11 protein-coding genes are annotated in these 16,158 nt (G+C 65.0%); 7 read left to right on the top strand and 4 right to left on the bottom strand.

Annotated features, from left to right (window positions below):
- The first annotated feature begins 50 nt into the window (after positions 1-50).
- Together NKT36_RS19205 and NKT36_RS19200 are read left to right on the top strand one after the other, a co-directional pair.
- Positions 51-809: an outer membrane protein assembly factor BamB family protein gene (locus tag NKT36_RS19205; protein WP_327054178.1), complete on the top strand. Its 759-nt coding sequence runs from the start codon at positions 51-53 to the stop codon at positions 807-809.
- 534 nt (positions 810-1,343) lie between these two features.
- Complete coding sequence (locus tag NKT36_RS19200; protein ID WP_327054177.1) at positions 1,344-2,702, top strand: polysaccharide deacetylase family protein; 1,359 nt, start codon at positions 1,344-1,346, stop codon at positions 2,700-2,702.
- A gap of 237 nt (positions 2,703-2,939) precedes the next feature.
- Here NKT36_RS19200 and NKT36_RS19195 read toward each other — a convergent pair whose 3' ends face one another.
- Positions 2,940-4,136 (bottom strand): orc1/cdc6 family replication initiation protein, encoded by a 1,197-nt coding sequence (locus NKT36_RS19195; RefSeq protein ID WP_327054176.1) that lies wholly within the window; start codon positions 4,134-4,136, stop codon positions 2,940-2,942.
- A 1,892-nt stretch (positions 4,137-6,028) separates the two neighbouring features.
- On the opposite strand from NKT36_RS19195, the gene NKT36_RS19190 reads away from it, so the two are divergent.
- Positions 6,029-7,396: an aryl-sulfate sulfotransferase gene (locus NKT36_RS19190; RefSeq protein ID WP_327054175.1), complete on the top strand. Its 1,368-nt coding sequence runs from the start codon at positions 6,029-6,031 to the stop codon at positions 7,394-7,396.
- Positions 7,397-7,719: 323 nt separating this feature from the next.
- A complete protein-coding gene (locus NKT36_RS19185; protein ID WP_327054174.1) occupies positions 7,720-9,357 on the top strand; it encodes an ArnT family glycosyltransferase in 1,638 nt (545 codons plus the stop codon).
- A gap of 44 nt (positions 9,358-9,401) precedes the next feature.
- Here the strand turns inward: NKT36_RS19185 and NKT36_RS19180 are convergent, their stop codons facing one another.
- Together NKT36_RS19180 and NKT36_RS19175 are read right to left on the bottom strand one after the other, a co-directional pair.
- Complete coding sequence (locus NKT36_RS19180; protein WP_327054173.1) at positions 9,402-10,289, bottom strand: sulfurtransferase; 888 nt, start codon at positions 10,287-10,289, stop codon at positions 9,402-9,404.
- A 234-nt stretch (positions 10,290-10,523) separates the two neighbouring features.
- Positions 10,524-10,880: a hypothetical protein gene (locus NKT36_RS19175; protein ID WP_327054172.1), complete on the bottom strand. Its 357-nt coding sequence runs from the start codon at positions 10,878-10,880 to the stop codon at positions 10,524-10,526.
- Positions 10,881-11,519: 639 nt separating this feature from the next.
- On the opposite strand from NKT36_RS19175, the gene NKT36_RS19170 reads away from it, so the two are divergent.
- From NKT36_RS19170 to NKT36_RS19160, 3 genes are all read left to right on the top strand, one after another.
- Positions 11,520-11,753: a hypothetical protein gene (locus NKT36_RS19170; protein ID WP_327054171.1), complete on the top strand. Its 234-nt coding sequence runs from the start codon at positions 11,520-11,522 to the stop codon at positions 11,751-11,753.
- Between the two features lie 90 nt (positions 11,754-11,843).
- Positions 11,844-13,160: a phosphoglucosamine mutase gene (gene glmM, locus NKT36_RS19165; RefSeq protein WP_327054170.1), complete on the top strand. Its 1,317-nt coding sequence runs from the start codon at positions 11,844-11,846 to the stop codon at positions 13,158-13,160.
- Positions 13,161-13,700: 540 nt separating this feature from the next.
- Entirely contained in the window at positions 13,701-13,883 is a 183-nt protein-coding gene (locus NKT36_RS19160; protein WP_327054169.1) for a hypothetical protein, read from the top strand.
- Positions 13,884-13,958: 75 nt separating this feature from the next.
- On the opposite strand, the gene glmS is transcribed toward NKT36_RS19160, so the two are convergent.
- A complete protein-coding gene (glmS, locus tag NKT36_RS19155; protein WP_327054168.1) occupies positions 13,959-15,773 on the bottom strand; it encodes a glutamine--fructose-6-phosphate transaminase (isomerizing) in 1,815 nt (604 codons plus the stop codon).
- Positions 15,774-16,158: the final 385 nt, after the last annotated feature.

Below are 16,158 nucleotides of genomic sequence, written 5' to 3'. Positions count from 1 at the left end.
TCGAGTGGACTCGCGAGTACGGCAACGACGGGTGGGACGGACGGTTCGCCGTGACGGACGACCACGTCGTCCTCCTCGACTCGGACGACGATGGCGCTGTCGCCACGGACGGCTCCGTCGTCACGGCCCTCGACGCGGCGACGGGGACGACGGCGTGGAGGACCGCGATAGAGGGCGAGTTCTTCAGCAGTCCAGTCGTGGGCGACGGTACGGTGTACGTCGGCGGGCAGTACGTCCCCGGGTCGACCCCGTCGACGGGCCGGGCAGTCGTCCACGCCGTCGACGCGCCGACCGGCGACCGGCAGTGGACGTACCTGCTCGACAGCACCGACCTCGAGACGTCGCCCGAAGACCCGCCCACCGCCGGAACGCCCGTCGTCGCCGACGAGAGACTGTTCGTCGCGACGTATCCGGGCGGGTCGACGCTCGACTACCGGTACGTCTACTACGCCAACTTCTTTCTGCTCGGATCGTGCGACGAACGACCGGACGCCGACCACCGCCTCCCGACGGACGACGAACCGGACGACCGTTGCGACGGCCCGAAGCCCGAGGCGTGCATCGAGGCGACGCCGAATCTCGATCCGGACGACCTCGACGCCGGAGACGTCGTCCGCCTCGACGCCGCCTGTTCGACCGGGAACCGACTTCGATACGAGTGGGACACCGACGGCGACGGCCGGTGCGACGAATCCGGCGGTTCGGTCTCCGTGACTGTGCCGGCCTGCGGGTCGCTGACCGTGACACTCGAGGTCACCGACGCGAACGACGACACCGACACGGCGAGCGTCTCCCTCTCCACGGACTGACGCGCCGCCGATCGGGGACCGGTCGGACAGCGAGAGGACACTGGTCGAGTACCGGTCGGGTATCGGTCAGGTATCGGTCGAGTGTCAGTGGAGCATCGGTCGACCACTGGTCGACTCCCGTCCCGCACCGTCGCCGTCCGGTCGCGGGCGCTCCTCGACGGGGGTCGGGACGCCGGGGCCTTCTGCGACGCCTGGCCTCCGTATGTCGCGGGCCGAACGGCCACTGGCCGCCGACGAGCGACATCGGTGATTGCGACTCGGACACGGCAGTTGCGACTCGGACCCGGGTGTTGCGACTCGGACAGCGGGACGATTCGGACAGCACGGCCCGATGCTTGCTGCCGGTTTAGCACGTGTCTAGTTCGGTCCCGCTCGCTGCGGACGAGGAGATCGTCGACGGGGCGGTAGCTTCGGGCGAGCCGAATTTTGCCGCGTCCGAACCTGTCGATTATATATCTCATCCACGATATCGGTTGACACGGTTACGCTGTAATTAACCAAGTCCGAAGGATGGTTTCTCCCAGACAAGAGATCATGTTAGACTCGTCCGGAAACGACTCCAGCGGTCGTACGACGCGCCGAGGGGTCCTCCGACTCTCCGGCGTCGCGCTCGCCGGTTCGCTCGCGGGATGTTCGGGCGACCTGTCCGGGTCGACCCCGAACGGAACGTCGACGGAACCGACAGGTACGGGGACGAAGGGGACGGGGACGACCGGGTCGACCGCGACCACGACCGAGGCAGTTCCGTCCCTGAAGACGGAGTACGACCCCCGAGAGCGTTTCGGCTCGCCGGGCGAGAGCTTCGACGCGATGGACGACCTCTCGAGGTGGAACACGAACCAGGGGTCGATGGAGCCGGACCAGAGCACCACGTTCCGCGGGGACAGGAGCGCGAAGCTCGTCGGCGAGAACGGCGACCACGGCGTCATCGAGACGTCGTTCGCCCCGACGGACTTCACGGACCGCGACCTCTCGGTGGCGCTCCGGACGGCGACGCCCGGGAGCATCGCGTTCTTCGTCCAGTTGCTCGACGAGAACGGCAACGCCGCCGAGCACCATCTGCGGTCGATAACGATGTCGCCCTCGGACGTCGGCTGGTTCCGGACCTGTCCAGGCACCTACGACTCGGACTCGGGGTTCGACCGCAGCGCGGTCACCCGCCTGCGCCTGCGCATGAACAACGCCAGCGACGAGAAGGCCGTCGCGTGGGTCGACGACGTTCGGACGCACCGGAAACCCGAGAAGGGGTACGTCGTCTTCAGCTGGGACGACGGCAAGCGCAGCTACTACCGCAACGCCGCGCCGCTACACGACCGGTACGGCTTCCCGGCGGTGATCACACAGCCGCCGCATCCGTCAGACGCGGGGTCGAAACTGTTCATGACTCCCCACCAGATGCGAGAACGCCAGTCGGAGGGCGACGAGGTGGTCGCCCACGGGAGCGGCCAGTCGCGGTTCGCCGAGGTTTCCAGGGCGAAGCTAAACGGCGTCCTCCGACGGAACAAGCAGTGGCTCATCGACAACGACATCCGCGGGGCCGACTTCGTCGTGTACCCGGGGAACAACTACGACGCGACGGCGCTGGACGTCGTCGGCGACTACCACTACATGGGCGGGATGAACCAGTCGGGTAGCGTCAACACGACCGGAGCCCACGGATTCGACCCCCTCGTCCTCCCCCGGACCATCGGACACGACCTCGACATCGCCAAGCGACTCGTTGACCAGGTCGCCGCGAACCGCAACGTCGGCATCCTCAACTTCCACGACTTCGGGAACAAGAACACGATGAACGTCACCGAGTACGAGGCACTGCTACAGCACGTCGATGCCACGGACGGCATCGAGGCCATCACCTTCTCCGACCTCTGGGAGATGCGGAAGACCGGGTAGCGGTCGTGGCGGACGGCAGTTGCGTCGGCGCGACATCGTCGACCCGGACCTATCACTATGTTAGACACCAGACTTCCAGTGAATTCATCGACGTTGAAGCCTCTTGGAGCAGAAATCTGCAAATTTGATTGCTGACCTTCGGTTAATGTCGAGACGTTGTGGTCACTGAACAGCAGTCGACTCGGGCGGAACTACCCCTTCGAGACGAAGACGTTCACCCCTCCGAGACGAAGACGTTCACCCCTCCGAGACGAGGACGTTCTTGACGACCTGCGGGTCTTCCAGCAGGCGGTGTTCGGTGTAGCTCCCCTCGGCGCTACCACCACTCTGGCGGGTCTGCTCGATGACGTCGAGAAACGCCTGTTCCCGGAGCAGGTCGCGGACGCGGCGGGTCGAGAGCGGGTCGCTGTCCATCTGGCGACACACCTGCTCGTACACCTCGTAGACGCGACTCGTCCGGAACGCGTCTTCGGAGTTGTCCATCGACAGGATGGCGAGCGCCTGAAGGGCGTACTTCGAGTGCGGCGTCGCCCCGCGGATGAGTTCGCGGAAGCGGTCGTTCTCCGCGCGTTCGCGGGCCTTCTTGACGTACTCCTCGCGAACGGTCTCGGCGTTCTCGGCCTGCGCGAGTTCGCCGGCGTACCGGAGGATGTCGATGGCCTTCCGGGCGTCGCCGTGCTCCTGGGCCGCCTGCGCCGCCGCGAGCGGGATGGTCCCCGGTTCGAGGACGCCCTCACGGAAGGCGTCGCTGCGCGCGTCCATGATGGAGCGCAGCTGGTTGGCGTCGTACGGCGGGAAGACGAACTCGCGCTCGCAGAGGCTCGACTTGACGCGCTCGTCCATCCGGTCTTTGTACTTGATCTTGTTGCTGATGCCGATGACGCCGAGCTTGCAGCGCTCGAGCTTCCCGGCCTCGCCCGCACGAGAGAGTTGCATCAGGATGTCGTCGTTCTCCAGCTTGTCGATCTCGTCGAGGATGACGATCACGACGTCGTACTCCTCGTCGAGGATCCGCCAGAGACGTTTGTAGTACGTCGACGTCGAGATTCCCTTGTCCGGAATCGAGACGTCGGTTTCCGGCGTGTTGGTCGTACTGGCGATCGTCTGGACCGCCTGCGTCTCGGTGCTGTCCTGGGCGCAGTCGACGTACGCGACGCCGACGGCGACGCCTTCCTCGTCGGCCTCGTCGACGAGTCTGCGAGAGACGTGCTTGGCGCAGAGCGACTTCCCGGTCCCTGTCTTGCCGTACAGGAGGACGTTGCTCGGTGACTGGTTGAACAACGCGGGGTTGAGTGCGTTGGCGAGCGCCGAGATCTCGTCGTCGCGACCGACGATACGCCCGTGGTCGGGAAGGTGGTTGATCTCCAGGAGTTCCTTCTTCGCGAAGATGGGGTCTTCCCGGGAGAACAGTTCGTCCGAGTCGGCGTCGCTCATGGACACCACGTTTCCAGTGAAATCCCTTTACTGTTGCGGGTGGCGAACGATGAAACAAGACGTTCGTTCGATGGGAGACACACACCGGGTTTCCAGTGAAACGGGAGAATAGGGAGGGGCGAAAATGTTCGGAGATAGCCGGGCGAAAATGTTCGGAGATGACCGGGAACAGGTTGAACGATGAGCGAAGATCGGATGCTAGCAGCCCAAAATAACCAGGTAGTGGTATGAAGACGTAGATTCTGGATCCTGTGCTCCGTCATCGATCCGATCCACCGACCCGGGGTCACAGCCACTCTCGACTATCTCACAGCCACCCTCGATAACAACTATCGAGCTATTGACTATCATTCGGAGATGGGCGAACCAAATGGTTTAAATAACACAACTTCGTATAGTCCATTGATTGCTTCACTTGGTTTAAATATTCCGTGATATATCACGGAATAGCTCCAGGCGAAACTGTGGTTCTACGTGTGTTACCGCCCCGGAGTCAGTCGGTTTTCACTGGAAGCCTGGTGTCCCTTCTTCATAGGCTTCGACGATTCCAGGTGATGTCACCGAGAGCCGCCGAACTTCTCCGAGATATCGTGGAGCGTCTCTTCGGTCCTATGCCTCGATACGTCGACGGCATTTCCGTCGTCGACTCGCTACCTCGGTATAGACACCTCGTTTCCAGTGTAGTCTCGTTTTCAGCGCAGTCTCGTTTTCAGCGTAGCAGTACACCACTTTTCCAGTGTAATCGTACACGCCCTTTCCGACAGAGTTGCACACCTCCTTTCCGGTGAATCCCCGCAGTTCAGGGGTATATCCGACGAGAAAACGACACTTCCGACATCCGGTATGAGAAGCTAATCGTTGCGAAATGACACTTCAGAAATCGATCTGACCCGTCGTCAGAACCCGACCTATAGAGTCTGCCCTGACCTGGTATATACGATCTTACATTCGATACGACGACAGCGTTCTTCGTGTGGGGGACACCTTGTTTCCAGTGAAATACCACGTCGGTGAACACCGGGAATCGAGGAGATCGAGACGGTCAGTAACTCGTGAGTAACGGTCTTGACGTCGGATTCGGCGTTCCGACCGAACACTGGATGCCAAAAGAGCACTGAATCTGAACAATCACTGTACCCTGAACGAATACTGACTCCTGATTGAATACTGAACGCTGGGTTCCGATGACTACGACAGTGACGGACGGAAAGACACCTGGTTTCCAGTGAACTTTCTCCTTTCTGTCCATTCGTCTCCAGTTTTCGCTCCCTGCGGACGTTCATATTTCTATGTCGCTATCTTCGATTCCATCCTTCGAATCCCGCCCACCGATATCCCGCTCCCGAATTCGGAATCGACGTGACGAATCTCACTCACAACGCGTAACCGAGTTTCAATTCGGAACACGTGGTCGAGTCACAACTCGGAGCAGTTGCCAGTCGAGCTTGCGTAGGCGGGCGGCTGGGGACCGAACAATGTCCAGAACTGTCGCTGTCGACATGGAGCCGAGTTGTTCCCGGCCCAATCCGAAATTCCGGCCCGAACCAAACTCCGTACCGAACCAAAACTGGGTACACCCTGACCGACGCCTTCGAACCCCCATTTCGTCTCCACCCCCACCCCCTTTCATCCTATTTCACTGGAAACCCGGTGTGTGTCTCTCACTAAATACTGTTACCACATCACACGGAACTGTTCGCGTGCCGTCAGTTTCACTGTTTCACGCGGCACAATGGCGCAATTCAACTGTTCGGTCGAACTACCCGTACTAACCGTTCACACAGTCCACAGTCCACTAAAGACGGGATAATAAAAAGTGAGTGGACGTATTTAGAGCATAGAGAATGCCCTCCAGGAAGGTCTATCGAATCGTCTTCGCTTCGATAATCGTCGTGTCACTCTTCGCACTGGTCAACGCCGCCGCCAGTTCCTCGGTCGGCCAGACCGACCAGCAGATTCGCCAGGCAGACATCTCGAACGGCAGTGGTACGCAGGTCGTCGAGGAGCGGGACAACATCACCGTGATCGCGACGGACTCGAACACGTGGCTCGGGGAGTCCGGCGACGATCCGCGTGCGCGTGCGGAACTGGTCGCGTTCAACCCGAACGGGACCGTCCTCTACTACAACGACAGCCACACGCGCTACTGGGACGTCGACCCGGTGAAGGGGACCCGCGCCACCGTCGAGTACCTCTACGCCGACCATCTCCCGAAGTCCGAGTGCGGCTCGGAGACGTGCACCCGCAACGGTATCGAACGGGTGAACCTCTCGACGGGGACGGTGACGCCCATCTTCAGTCGCATCACGCCCGGGAAGCACTCCACCCGGTGGCACGACGGCGACCGTCTCAACGACACGCGGTACGTCGTCGCCGACATAGCGAAGGACCGCGTGTTCGTCGTCGACACGACGACCGGCATGGTCGAGTGGGCGTGGAACGCCCAGCAGGCGTTCGACCCCAAGACGAGCGGCGGGCCGTTCCCCGAGGACTGGACGCACATCAACGACGTCGAGGCCGTCCAGGACGGCCACATCATGGTCAGCGTCCGCAACCACGACCAGGTCGTCTTCATCGACCGTGAGACGGGCCTGCTGAAGAACTGGACGCTGGGTTCGGACAACGCACACGACGTCCTCTACGAGCAACACAACCCGGACTACATCCCGGCTGAGAACGGCGGGCCGGCCGTTTTGGTCGGCGACTCCGAGAACAATCGGGTCGTCGAGTACCAGCGCGAGAACGGGTCGTGGGAGCAGTCGTGGACGTGGCGGGACGCCCGGACGCAGTGGCCGCGCGACGCCGACCGCCTACCGAACGGTCACACGCTCGTCACCGACTCGAACGGCAACCGCGTGCTCGAACTCGACCAGCAGGGGAACGTCGTCTGGTCGGTCGACATCGCCTTCCCGTACGAGGCCGAGCGGCTCGGAACCGGCGACGAGAGCACCGGCGGGGAGAGTGCGCAGTCGCTCGGACTCGGATCGAGCGAGGTGTCCGACCCGGGCCAGTCGGGCGAGGTAAACGACAACCAGAAAGAAGGTATTGCTGGACGTATCTGGTTGGGGGTAAAGCAACTCGTCCCGGGCCGGTACATGAACGCGTTCATGTACGTCCTCCCGGCGTGGATGGGCCCGACCGAACTGATCGCCCTGCTGGCAGCCGTCCTGGGTTCGGTGACCTGGATCGCCGTCGAGTGGCGCTGGTCGTCGCGGTCGCTATCGATTCCGTGGACGGTTCACGTGGAGCGCAAACGATGACCGGGGCCCGCCGCCGACGAACGACGGAGCCACTCCGATGTCGCCCGCGAACGTCGACATCGTCCCGGCAACGGACGACGACGGAATCCAGTCGTGCGCGACGGACGCCAACCATGATAGGAGGACGGACGGCAACCACGACAGGAAGACGGACGGCAACCATGACAGGAACCTCGAACGTGCGTGCGCTCTCCCGACGGCTCCCAACGGACCCGCTACTGGCCCCAACGGACCAGCTACCGGCACACCAGCCGGCAACGGACAGCTCGACACTTCCGTCGGCGAACGACCGGCCGCCGGTATCGCCGCCGAGGTGAACTCCGATGTCACACAGGGTCAACGAACGACAGAACTGGGGCGTCGTCTCGCGACTGCTCGACCTGGCGAGCGACGAACGGGTCTGGATAGCGACCGCCATCGCGGCCGGGTTGCTGATGTACGTTATCTACCTGTCGACCCACCCGTACCCGGCGTACGGCGCCGGCCTGTACCTCCAGATCGCCCAGGAGATCAGCGCGCACGGCTACGCGCTCCCGGCACGCATCCCCGGCTACACGGCCGACGGCGTCCCCTTCGGCTATCCGCCGCTGATGTACTACGTCTCGGCCGTCCTGATGGACGTCACGGGCGTCGACCCCATCACGCTCTCGCGGCTCCTCCCGGGGTTCTTCGTGGTGCTCTCGCTCGTGCCGTTCTACTACCTCGCCAGCGAGGTGTTGGCGTCGACGCCCCGGGCCGGGTTCGCCACGCTGCTGATGGCGGTCGCACCGCCGGCGCTCCAGTGGCACCTCTCTGCCGGCGGCATCGTCCGCGCTCCCGCGTTCCTGTTCGCGCTGACGGGTGCGTACACCGGACTGCGACTGTTCCGGACCGGTAACCGGACGTGGCTCGCTCCCTCCGGCGTCCTGTTCGGACTGACCGTTCTCACCCACCCGGTCTACACGGTGTACTTCGGGACGACCTACCTCGTAATGTACGCCTGGTTCGACCGGTCGCTGGCGGGCCTGCTGAACGGCGCGGCGGTCGCCGCGACCGGACTCCTGCTCGCCTCGCCGTGGTGGACCCAGATCGTCGCGACGCACGGCGTCGGTGTGTTCACCGCGGCGTCCGGCACCCACACCGGCATCGGCGGCGGCGTCCAGCGGCTGCTGGACCAGTTCGTCTTCCCGCTCGACCTCGACGCGTCGACGGGCTTCTACCTCGGCTCGTACGCCGGCGGGGCGTACCTGCTCGCCAAGCGGCGGGCGTTCCTCCCGCTCTGGCTGGCGTCGGCGGCGTTCATGCTCGGCAAGGTCCGCTTCCAGTTCCCCGCCGGGGCGATGATGGCCTCCGTGTTCGTCTTCGAGGTCGTCGTCCCGCGCGTCCGCGCACTGTACACGCGGACCCGCTACCGCCGGTCGGCCCCGCTGGTGGCCATCGTCGTGCTCGGGTTGCTCGCGACCGCAAGCGGCGGTGCCTACGCCGCCGGCCTGTTGCACACCCACCACCAGAGCAACAGCCAGCCGGCGTTCGTCGACGACGAGGACCTCGCCGCGATGAACTGGGCCGAGGAGAACACGGCACAGTCCGCTGACTTCGTCGTTCTCGGCGACGCCGCGGAGTGGTTCCCGCTCATGACCGACCGGTCCATCGCCGTCGGCCCGTGGGGCGTCGAATGGGAAGGCCCCGGTCCGTACAGGCACCACCTCCAGCTGTACAAGCATCTCTCGCGATGTCCCGGCGTCGCCTGCCTCGACGAAGCGATGATCGAGAACGACGTCGAACCGGACTACATCTACGTCCCGAAGGGCCACTACACGGTGCGCGGCGTCGACAGCTACCAGAAGTCGTGGGTGCGCGACCGCCTCATGGAGTCGTACCGCTACGACCTGCAGTACGAGAACGAGGGTGTCATGGTGTTCGAGGTCACCGAGGACCTCGACCCGGTCGAGTTCCCCGACGACGTTCCCCGTCCGCGGTAGTGACGGCACTGCCGCTGGCCGTCACTCGGACTCGTTTCTGACCGTCACTCGGACTCGCCGGTCTCGATGGGGGCGCGGACGAGGTTCCCCCACTCGGTCCACGAACCGTCGTAGTTACGCACGTCGTCGTAGCCGAGCAGTTCCGCCAGGGCGAACCATTCGATGGACGAGCGCTCGCCGACGCGGCAGTAGGTGATGATGGACTCCTCGCCGTCGACGCCGTGCTCGCTGTACAGTTCACGCAGGTCGTCGGCCGACTTGAACGTCCCGTCGTCGTTCAGCACCTCCGCGACGGGGACGTTGCTCGCGCCGGGGATGTGGCCGCCGCGCTGGGCCGTCTCCATCATCCCCTCCGGCGCTATCTTCTCGCCCGTGAACTCCTCGGGCGAGCGGACGTCGACCATCGGCAGGCCGCTCTCCATCGCCTTGTCCACGTCGTCTTTGTACGCCCGGATGCTCTCGAACGGGCCGCGGGCTTCGTACTCCTGCGTCGGGAAGTCGGGGACGTCCTCGGTCATCGGGTAGTCCTCGTTCACCCAGTAATCTTTCCCGCCGTCCAGCACCCGCGCGTCCTCGTGGCCGTAGTACTTGAACTGCCAGTAGGCGAACAGCGCGAACCAGTTCGCTATCCAGCCGTCGCCGTAGAACACGACGGTCGAGTCCTGGCCGATGCCGGCATCGCCTACCGTCTCCTCGAAGTCCCCTTTCTTCAGGATGTCGCGCTGGGTCGCGTCCGAGAGGTCCTCGTCCCACGCCATCCCGACGGCGCCGGGGACGTGGCCCTCGTCGTACCGCGACGGGAAGTCCTCGGCGGGACTCTCGGGGCTGTTCACCTCGACGATGCGGTAGTCGGGGTCGTCGCTCTGGAACTCGTCCAGGTGGTCCTCTACCCAGTCCGCACTGACCAGAACGTCCGTGTCGTATTCGCTCATGGGTCGAATCGACGACGACGCGGAAGCACAAAAAAGTGGGCGTTGGGTCGCATTCCTGTTCGTCGCGTGGCGCTCACACGACCATCGCGCAAGAACGCGTGTTCCCCGCGTGGTCCGACGCGAGCCCCGCGTGGTGACCACGCTGTCGCTCCACTTCGCGGCACCCTCGACGTCACGCCTGGTACGTGTAACGGCCGAACGTCACGCCTGGCAGTACGGCCAGCGCGGCGGTGTTCACGCCGCGTCGTACATATCGACTGTGTACCGTTCCCCGTTTACCCTGGCAAAGACAGTTATCGTGGCGTCGTTCGGGCAGTTCTTCACCGGGATGATCTCGCCGAGTTGAGTGAAGTTCTGCGTCCCCCCGATCTTCCCGTTGATCTTGCAGGTCTCGGAGGAAACCGTCACCTGGTTCGGCTCTTCGGCCATCCCGGTCGAGAGCAACTGGACGTCGACGTCGTCGAAGCTGATCTGGTCGAACTTGACGTCGACGTTGGCGTCGCCGCGGGCGATCCGGCGCTCGCCCATCACGTACGCGCCGATGACCGCGGCGATGACGATGCTGACCGCGAACAGCAGCGCTACACCCACGGCTGGTGAGACGCCGCGACTGTCCCGCCCGATCCGTGAGGTGCGATCCGTCATCGTCGTGCCCGTGCCAGCGATAGGGTCTGTCGCCTTACTTGTCCCTGATGTGTCACACCTTTATGAACCTTTACACACCCTCGATAACGTAATAAAATTGGGTTTCAGGGGTTCTATGTCGTATATGGGGGAGTAACTGTCAGGTCAGAGTAGCTGTAATTATCATTTCTGATTACCAATTCAGAGCCCGCCGACGAGAGGTTCCGGGCGTCGTTCCCGACCCGCCTCGGTGGTCATTCTTATTCCCGATCCGCCTCGGCGATTATCGTCGTTCCCGACTGCACCGACTGCCGTGTCACCGTCGATTCGAACGCCCGCGTTCGTCAGGTACCGTCCCGACTCCCGTGCTGGTTCTCGTCATCTCCTCGTGTCCTGGCCCCTCTTTTCTCGATTCCTGTATCTGGTCCGCTCACTCCTCGATTCGATTTCCCGACTCCGTCGTCCTCTTCCCGGAGCGCCGTCCCGTGAAAACCTGCTCGTCAACGGAAACGGCAATAGCGATACCGAACGGAACAAACACAGGTTTCTCAGCGTAAAATACACTTAAGCACCAGCCGTGAGGCCCTGTGAACGATGCCAGGTAAGATGAGTACGTACAGGGTCCCCCGAACGGTACCGAAACTGGAAGCGGAACTCATCGCCGACGAGTACGCGACGTTCGTCGGCGACGACCGGACGACCGGGTCCGACGCGGACGTCCGCATCGCCTCCCTCTCGACGGACGAACGGCGCGAACTGCGCCGCCGTCTGCTCGCGCTCGGCGTGTCGGAAGACACCGTCTCGCAGGTCGGGTTCGACGACCTCGACCGTGACCCCTAGAGACGGTCCCGACACGTCACCCGTCCGGGAGCTCTGTGGCGGTCTCCACGAAGGCGAACGCTTTTCTTCGCTCCCGGAGTGAACCGTACCATGTTCGGAACCAGCGGCATCCGGGGACCGGTCGGTGAACTCGTCACGGCGGAGCTCGCGCTCTCGGTGGGACGCGCGCTCGCCTTGACGGGGGCCGAGCGCGTCGTCGTCGGCCGCGACCCGAGAGAGAGCGGACGGTTCCTCGGCGACGCCCTCTCTGCTGGGCTGCGGGAGTGCGGGACGGACGTGGTGCGACTCGGCCTCGCGGCGACGCCGACGGTCGCCCGGAGCGTCGCCTGGCAGGACGCCGACGCCGGGGTCTCGGTGACGGCGTCGCACAACCCGCCGACTGACAACGGCATCAAGCTCTGGAACCCGTCGGGGCAGGCGTTCGACGCCGCCCAGCGCGAGGAGATCACCCGCGCCGTCGAGGAGGAGGCGTTCGAGTTCGCCGGCTGGGACGGGACGGGGACCGAGACCCGCTGGGACGAGGCCGCGGACCGTCACGTTGCGACGCTCGTCGACGCCGTCGAGGACGAACTGGACCTCTCGGTCGTCGTCGACGTGGGGAACGGCGCGGGCGAGGTCACCGCCGACGCGCTGGAGGCGCTCGGCTGCCACGTCGAGACGCTGAACGCCCAGCCCGACGGCCGGTTCCCCGCCCGCCCCAGCGAGCCGACCGCCGAGAACTGCGCGTCGCTGTGCAGCCACGTCGCGGCCACGGACGCCGACCTCGGCATCGCTCACGACGGCGACGCCGACAGGATGATGGCGGTCGACGAGACGGGCGCGTTCCTCTCCGGCGACGTTCTCATGACGCTGTTCGCCCGCCAGCGCGCGAACCCCGGCGACGTCGTCGCCACGCCGGTCGACACGAGCCTCATCCTGGACGACGTCCTCGCCGAACGCGACGCGTCGGTGTCGCGCACGCAGGTCGGCGACGTGTACGTCGCCGAGAGAGCCACCGAGGATGGGGTGGTCTTCGGCGGCGAGCAGTCCGGCGCGTGGATCTGGCCCGACCAGACGCTCTGCCCCGACGGGTCGCTCGCCGCCGTCCGACTCGCGGCGCTCGTCGACGCCGAGGGGCCACTCTCCGTGCTCGCTGCGGACGTCGGCGAGTACCCCATCCGGCGGACGAACGTCGAGACCGACGACAAACGGGGACTCATGTCGCGACTGAGCGACGCCGTGACCGACCGTTACGCCGACGCCGACACCGTCGACGGCGTCCGCGTCACCCTCGACGAAGGCTGGTTTCTTGTTCGCGCCAGCGGCACCCAGCCCCTCGTTCGCGTCGCCGCCGAAGCCCGCGACCCCGAGACGGCGGACGAAGTGTTCGACACCGCCGTCTCGTTCGTCGACGAGCACCGGACGTGAGCCGTGACCCGTCGCCGGTTCTCGCCCCGGCGTCGACTGCTCCGACGTTGATTCTCTCGCCCGCCGTCGGCTCTCACCGGCGTTGATTCCCTCGCCCGCCGTCGGCTCTCACCGGCGGTTCGCGCCGACGGCCTCGGCGCTGCTGGCGGAGCGACGGTACGCGACGCCGATGCGGAACTTCCGGCGGTCGTCGGGTCGATACTGCGCCGGTCGCTAGTCCGCTGGTCGAGAACGGCTCTGGTCGCTAGTCCGCTGGTCGAGACCGTGACGGCTCTCCGTGACGGAGAGCAGGGATGTTCGGAGGCGGGGCACGACGGCCCCGCAGTGCACCACGATGTTTTCTCCGATTCGGACGGCGTGCGACACGGATTGGGATGACAGTTGCCCGGCGGCGATACGCTGCCGACGGGCTTTATTCTAACTTGCTCACTGATGAAATAACTTGTGGTCGAAGAACGGTCTCCCCCGGGACAGCTCCGGACGGTTTCGCGGTGATTAGCCACCAGATAATAAAACGCCCGCTGGACCGATTGGAAGTCGATGAGCAAAGCGTTCGACTGGAGCGGTCGGTACCTCGGGCTCGCGACCATCAGCATCGCCGCCACTGCGGTCGTCTGGACGGTCGACCGGGGACTGGTCGCCCACGTCGCGCTCGCCACCGCCGCAGCGTTCGCCGTCCTGGCGCTGCTGCACGCTCGTCGCGTCCGGACGGAGATGCTCTGAACGACTGGAAGGGATACCGAGACGGGGACGTCGACAGGGCGGGTCGCGTCGAAGGAGGAACCCAGACGTCGCCCGCTACTCGACCGTGACGCTCTTGGCGAGGTTCCGCGGCTTGTCGATGGGGCGGCCGAGCAGTTGCGCCGCGTGGTAGGAGACGAGCTGGAGCTGGACGTTGGCGAGCAGCCCCGCCCACACCGGGTGCGTGTCCGGAATCGCGAGGTGGTCGTCGGCGACGTCGACGCCCGAGTGGTCCTCGCTCGCGACCGCGACGATGGGGGCACCGCGCGCCTGCGCCTCCTCGGCGTTCTTCAGCGTCTTCCCGTCGCCGGCACCGTCGAACAGCGTGAACACGGGCGTGTCCGGCGTCACGAGCGCGAGCGGGCCGTGCTTCAGCTCGCCCGAGGCGAACCCCTCGGCGTGCTCGTACGTGATCTCCTTGAACTTCAGCGCGCCCTCCTTCGCGACCGCGTTGTTCAGCCCGCGCCCGATGAAGAAGTACGACTGGCTGTCGATGTACGACTCCGCGATGGCCCGGGCGTCGCTCGTCTTCAGCACGTTGTCGACGTGTTCCGGGAGGTCGTAGACGTCGTCGAGCAGCGTCGCCACGTCGTCGGGCGGCGACGCCCCGGGGACGTCCTCCGCGAGGCGGATCGCCAGCAGGGACAGCGTCACGGCCTGCGAGGAGAACGTCTTCGTCGCCGCGACGCCGATCTCGGGGCCGGCGCGGATGAACAGCGCCTCGTCGGCGGTGCGTGCCGCAGTCGACCCGACGACGTTCGTGACGGTGACGACCTGCGCGCCCGCTTCCTTCGCCTGCCGAAGCGCGCCCAGCGTGTCGGCCGTCTCGCCGCTCTGCGTGACGGCGACGACCAGCGTCTCCCCCGATACCGGGCCCGGGTTGGCGTCGACGTACTCGCTCGCGCGGTACGCCTGTGCGCGGATGCCGGCGTCGGCCAGTTGCTGCTGGCAGTACATGGCCGCGTGGTAGCTGGTGCCGCACGCGACGAGGTGGACGTCCTCGACGTCGTCGAACGTGCCCTCGGGGAACGATTCGAGGTGGACCTCGTCGCCCTGGATGCGCCCCTCGATGGTGTTCGACAGCGCGTTGGGCTGGGTGTGTATCTCCTTGAGCATGTAGTGGTCGTACTCGCCCTTGCCGGCCTCCTCGGGGTCCCAGTCGACGCGCTCGACGTCGCGGTCGATGCGGGCGCCCGCGAGGTCGGTCAGCGTCACGCCGTTCGGCTCCACGACGACGACGTCGCCGTCTTCGAGGTAGACGACGTCGTCCGTGTGGTCGAGGAAGGCCGGGACGTCGCTGGCGAGGTAGTACTCGTCGTCGTCGAGACCGAGGATGAGCGGGGACCCCTGGCGGGCCGCGTAGATGGCGTGGACGTCGTCGACGAGCGCGGCGACCGCGTAGCTCCCTTCCAGGTCACGGACCGTCTTCCGGAACGCCTCGGCGATGTCGTCGGCGTCCTCGAGGTAGTACTCGAACAGGTGCGGGATGACCTCCGTGTCGGTGTCGCTGGTGAACTCGTGGCCCGCATCGGAGAGCGTCGCCTTCAGCTCAGCGTAGTTCTCGATGATGCCGTTGTGGACCACGGCGACCTCGTCGGTCTGGCTCGTGTGGGGATGGGCGTTCTCGTCCGTCGGCGGCCCGTGCGTGCTCCAGCGGGTGTGGCCGATGCCGACCTTCCCATTCGGCACGCTGCCGACGAGCGCGTCCTTCAGCTCCGACACCTGGCCGGAGCGCTTGTACACCGAGATGCCGGACCCGTTCTGGACCGCGACGCCGGCCGAGTCGTACCCACGGTATTCGAGGTTCTCGAGCCCGGAGACGAGCTTCCTGATGGCGTCACCGTCGCCGACGCGGGCGATGATTCCGCACATCCTACGCCGCCTCCTGGTGCGCTACGGGCCGCCCGCGTCGTGCGCCGAGGTGGCTCCCTGCGGGACCCGTCCCGAACCGAGCAGCTACACGTCCGTCCGTGATGTCTGGGTGCTTCATGGGTGTGTTCCTCCTGCCGCGCCGTCTCCTCGTGGAGTCGGCACAGGCCCTTGTCCCCGACATTTCACGGGACCCCCATTACTATAGACCGATTAAGTGGGGGATTAGCTTCGCTGTAAACTCCCGTCGTATCAAGGAACACCGTTGCAGTTTGTTTCAACCCGGCCGACGAAGAAGACACGACGACTGGCCGACTGTCGCCGCTCGACCCCTCGCTCGTCGAGCGCGGAGACCGTCGCGCGTCCCGACAGGTGGATTTCAGCGTGC

It is taken from the genome of Halomicrococcus gelatinilyticus, assembly GCA_024227995.1.
GTDB classification, from domain to species: domain Archaea; phylum Halobacteriota; class Halobacteria; order Halobacteriales; family Haladaptataceae; genus Halomicrococcus; species Halomicrococcus gelatinilyticus.
The sequence above is the reverse complement of the archived record's forward strand: the minus strand, read 5'-3'. Positions and strand labels throughout refer to the sequence as shown.

Excerpts from the sequence above, each read along its gene's own strand:
- NKT36_RS19200 (WP_327054177.1), top strand. The coding sequence starts at position 1,344 with ATGTTAGACTCGTCCGGAAACGACTCCAGCGGTCGTACGACGCGCCGA.
- NKT36_RS19195 (WP_327054176.1), bottom strand. The coding sequence starts at position 4,136 with ATGAGCGACGCCGACTCGGACGAACTGTTCTCCCGGGAAGACCCCATC.
- NKT36_RS19185 (WP_327054174.1), top strand. The coding sequence starts at position 7,720 with ATGTCACACAGGGTCAACGAACGACAGAACTGGGGCGTCGTCTCGCGA.
- NKT36_RS19180 (WP_327054173.1), bottom strand. The coding sequence starts at position 10,289 with ATGAGCGAATACGACACGGACGTTCTGGTCAGTGCGGACTGGGTAGAG.
- NKT36_RS19170 (WP_327054171.1), top strand. The coding sequence starts at position 11,520 with ATGAGTACGTACAGGGTCCCCCGAACGGTACCGAAACTGGAAGCGGAA.
- glmM (WP_327054170.1), top strand. The coding sequence starts at position 11,844 with ATGTTCGGAACCAGCGGCATCCGGGGACCGGTCGGTGAACTCGTCACG.
- NKT36_RS19160 (WP_327054169.1), top strand. The coding sequence starts at position 13,701 with ATGAGCAAAGCGTTCGACTGGAGCGGTCGGTACCTCGGGCTCGCGACC.
- glmS (WP_327054168.1), bottom strand. The coding sequence starts at position 15,773 with ATGTGCGGAATCATCGCCCGCGTCGGCGACGGTGACGCCATCAGGAAG.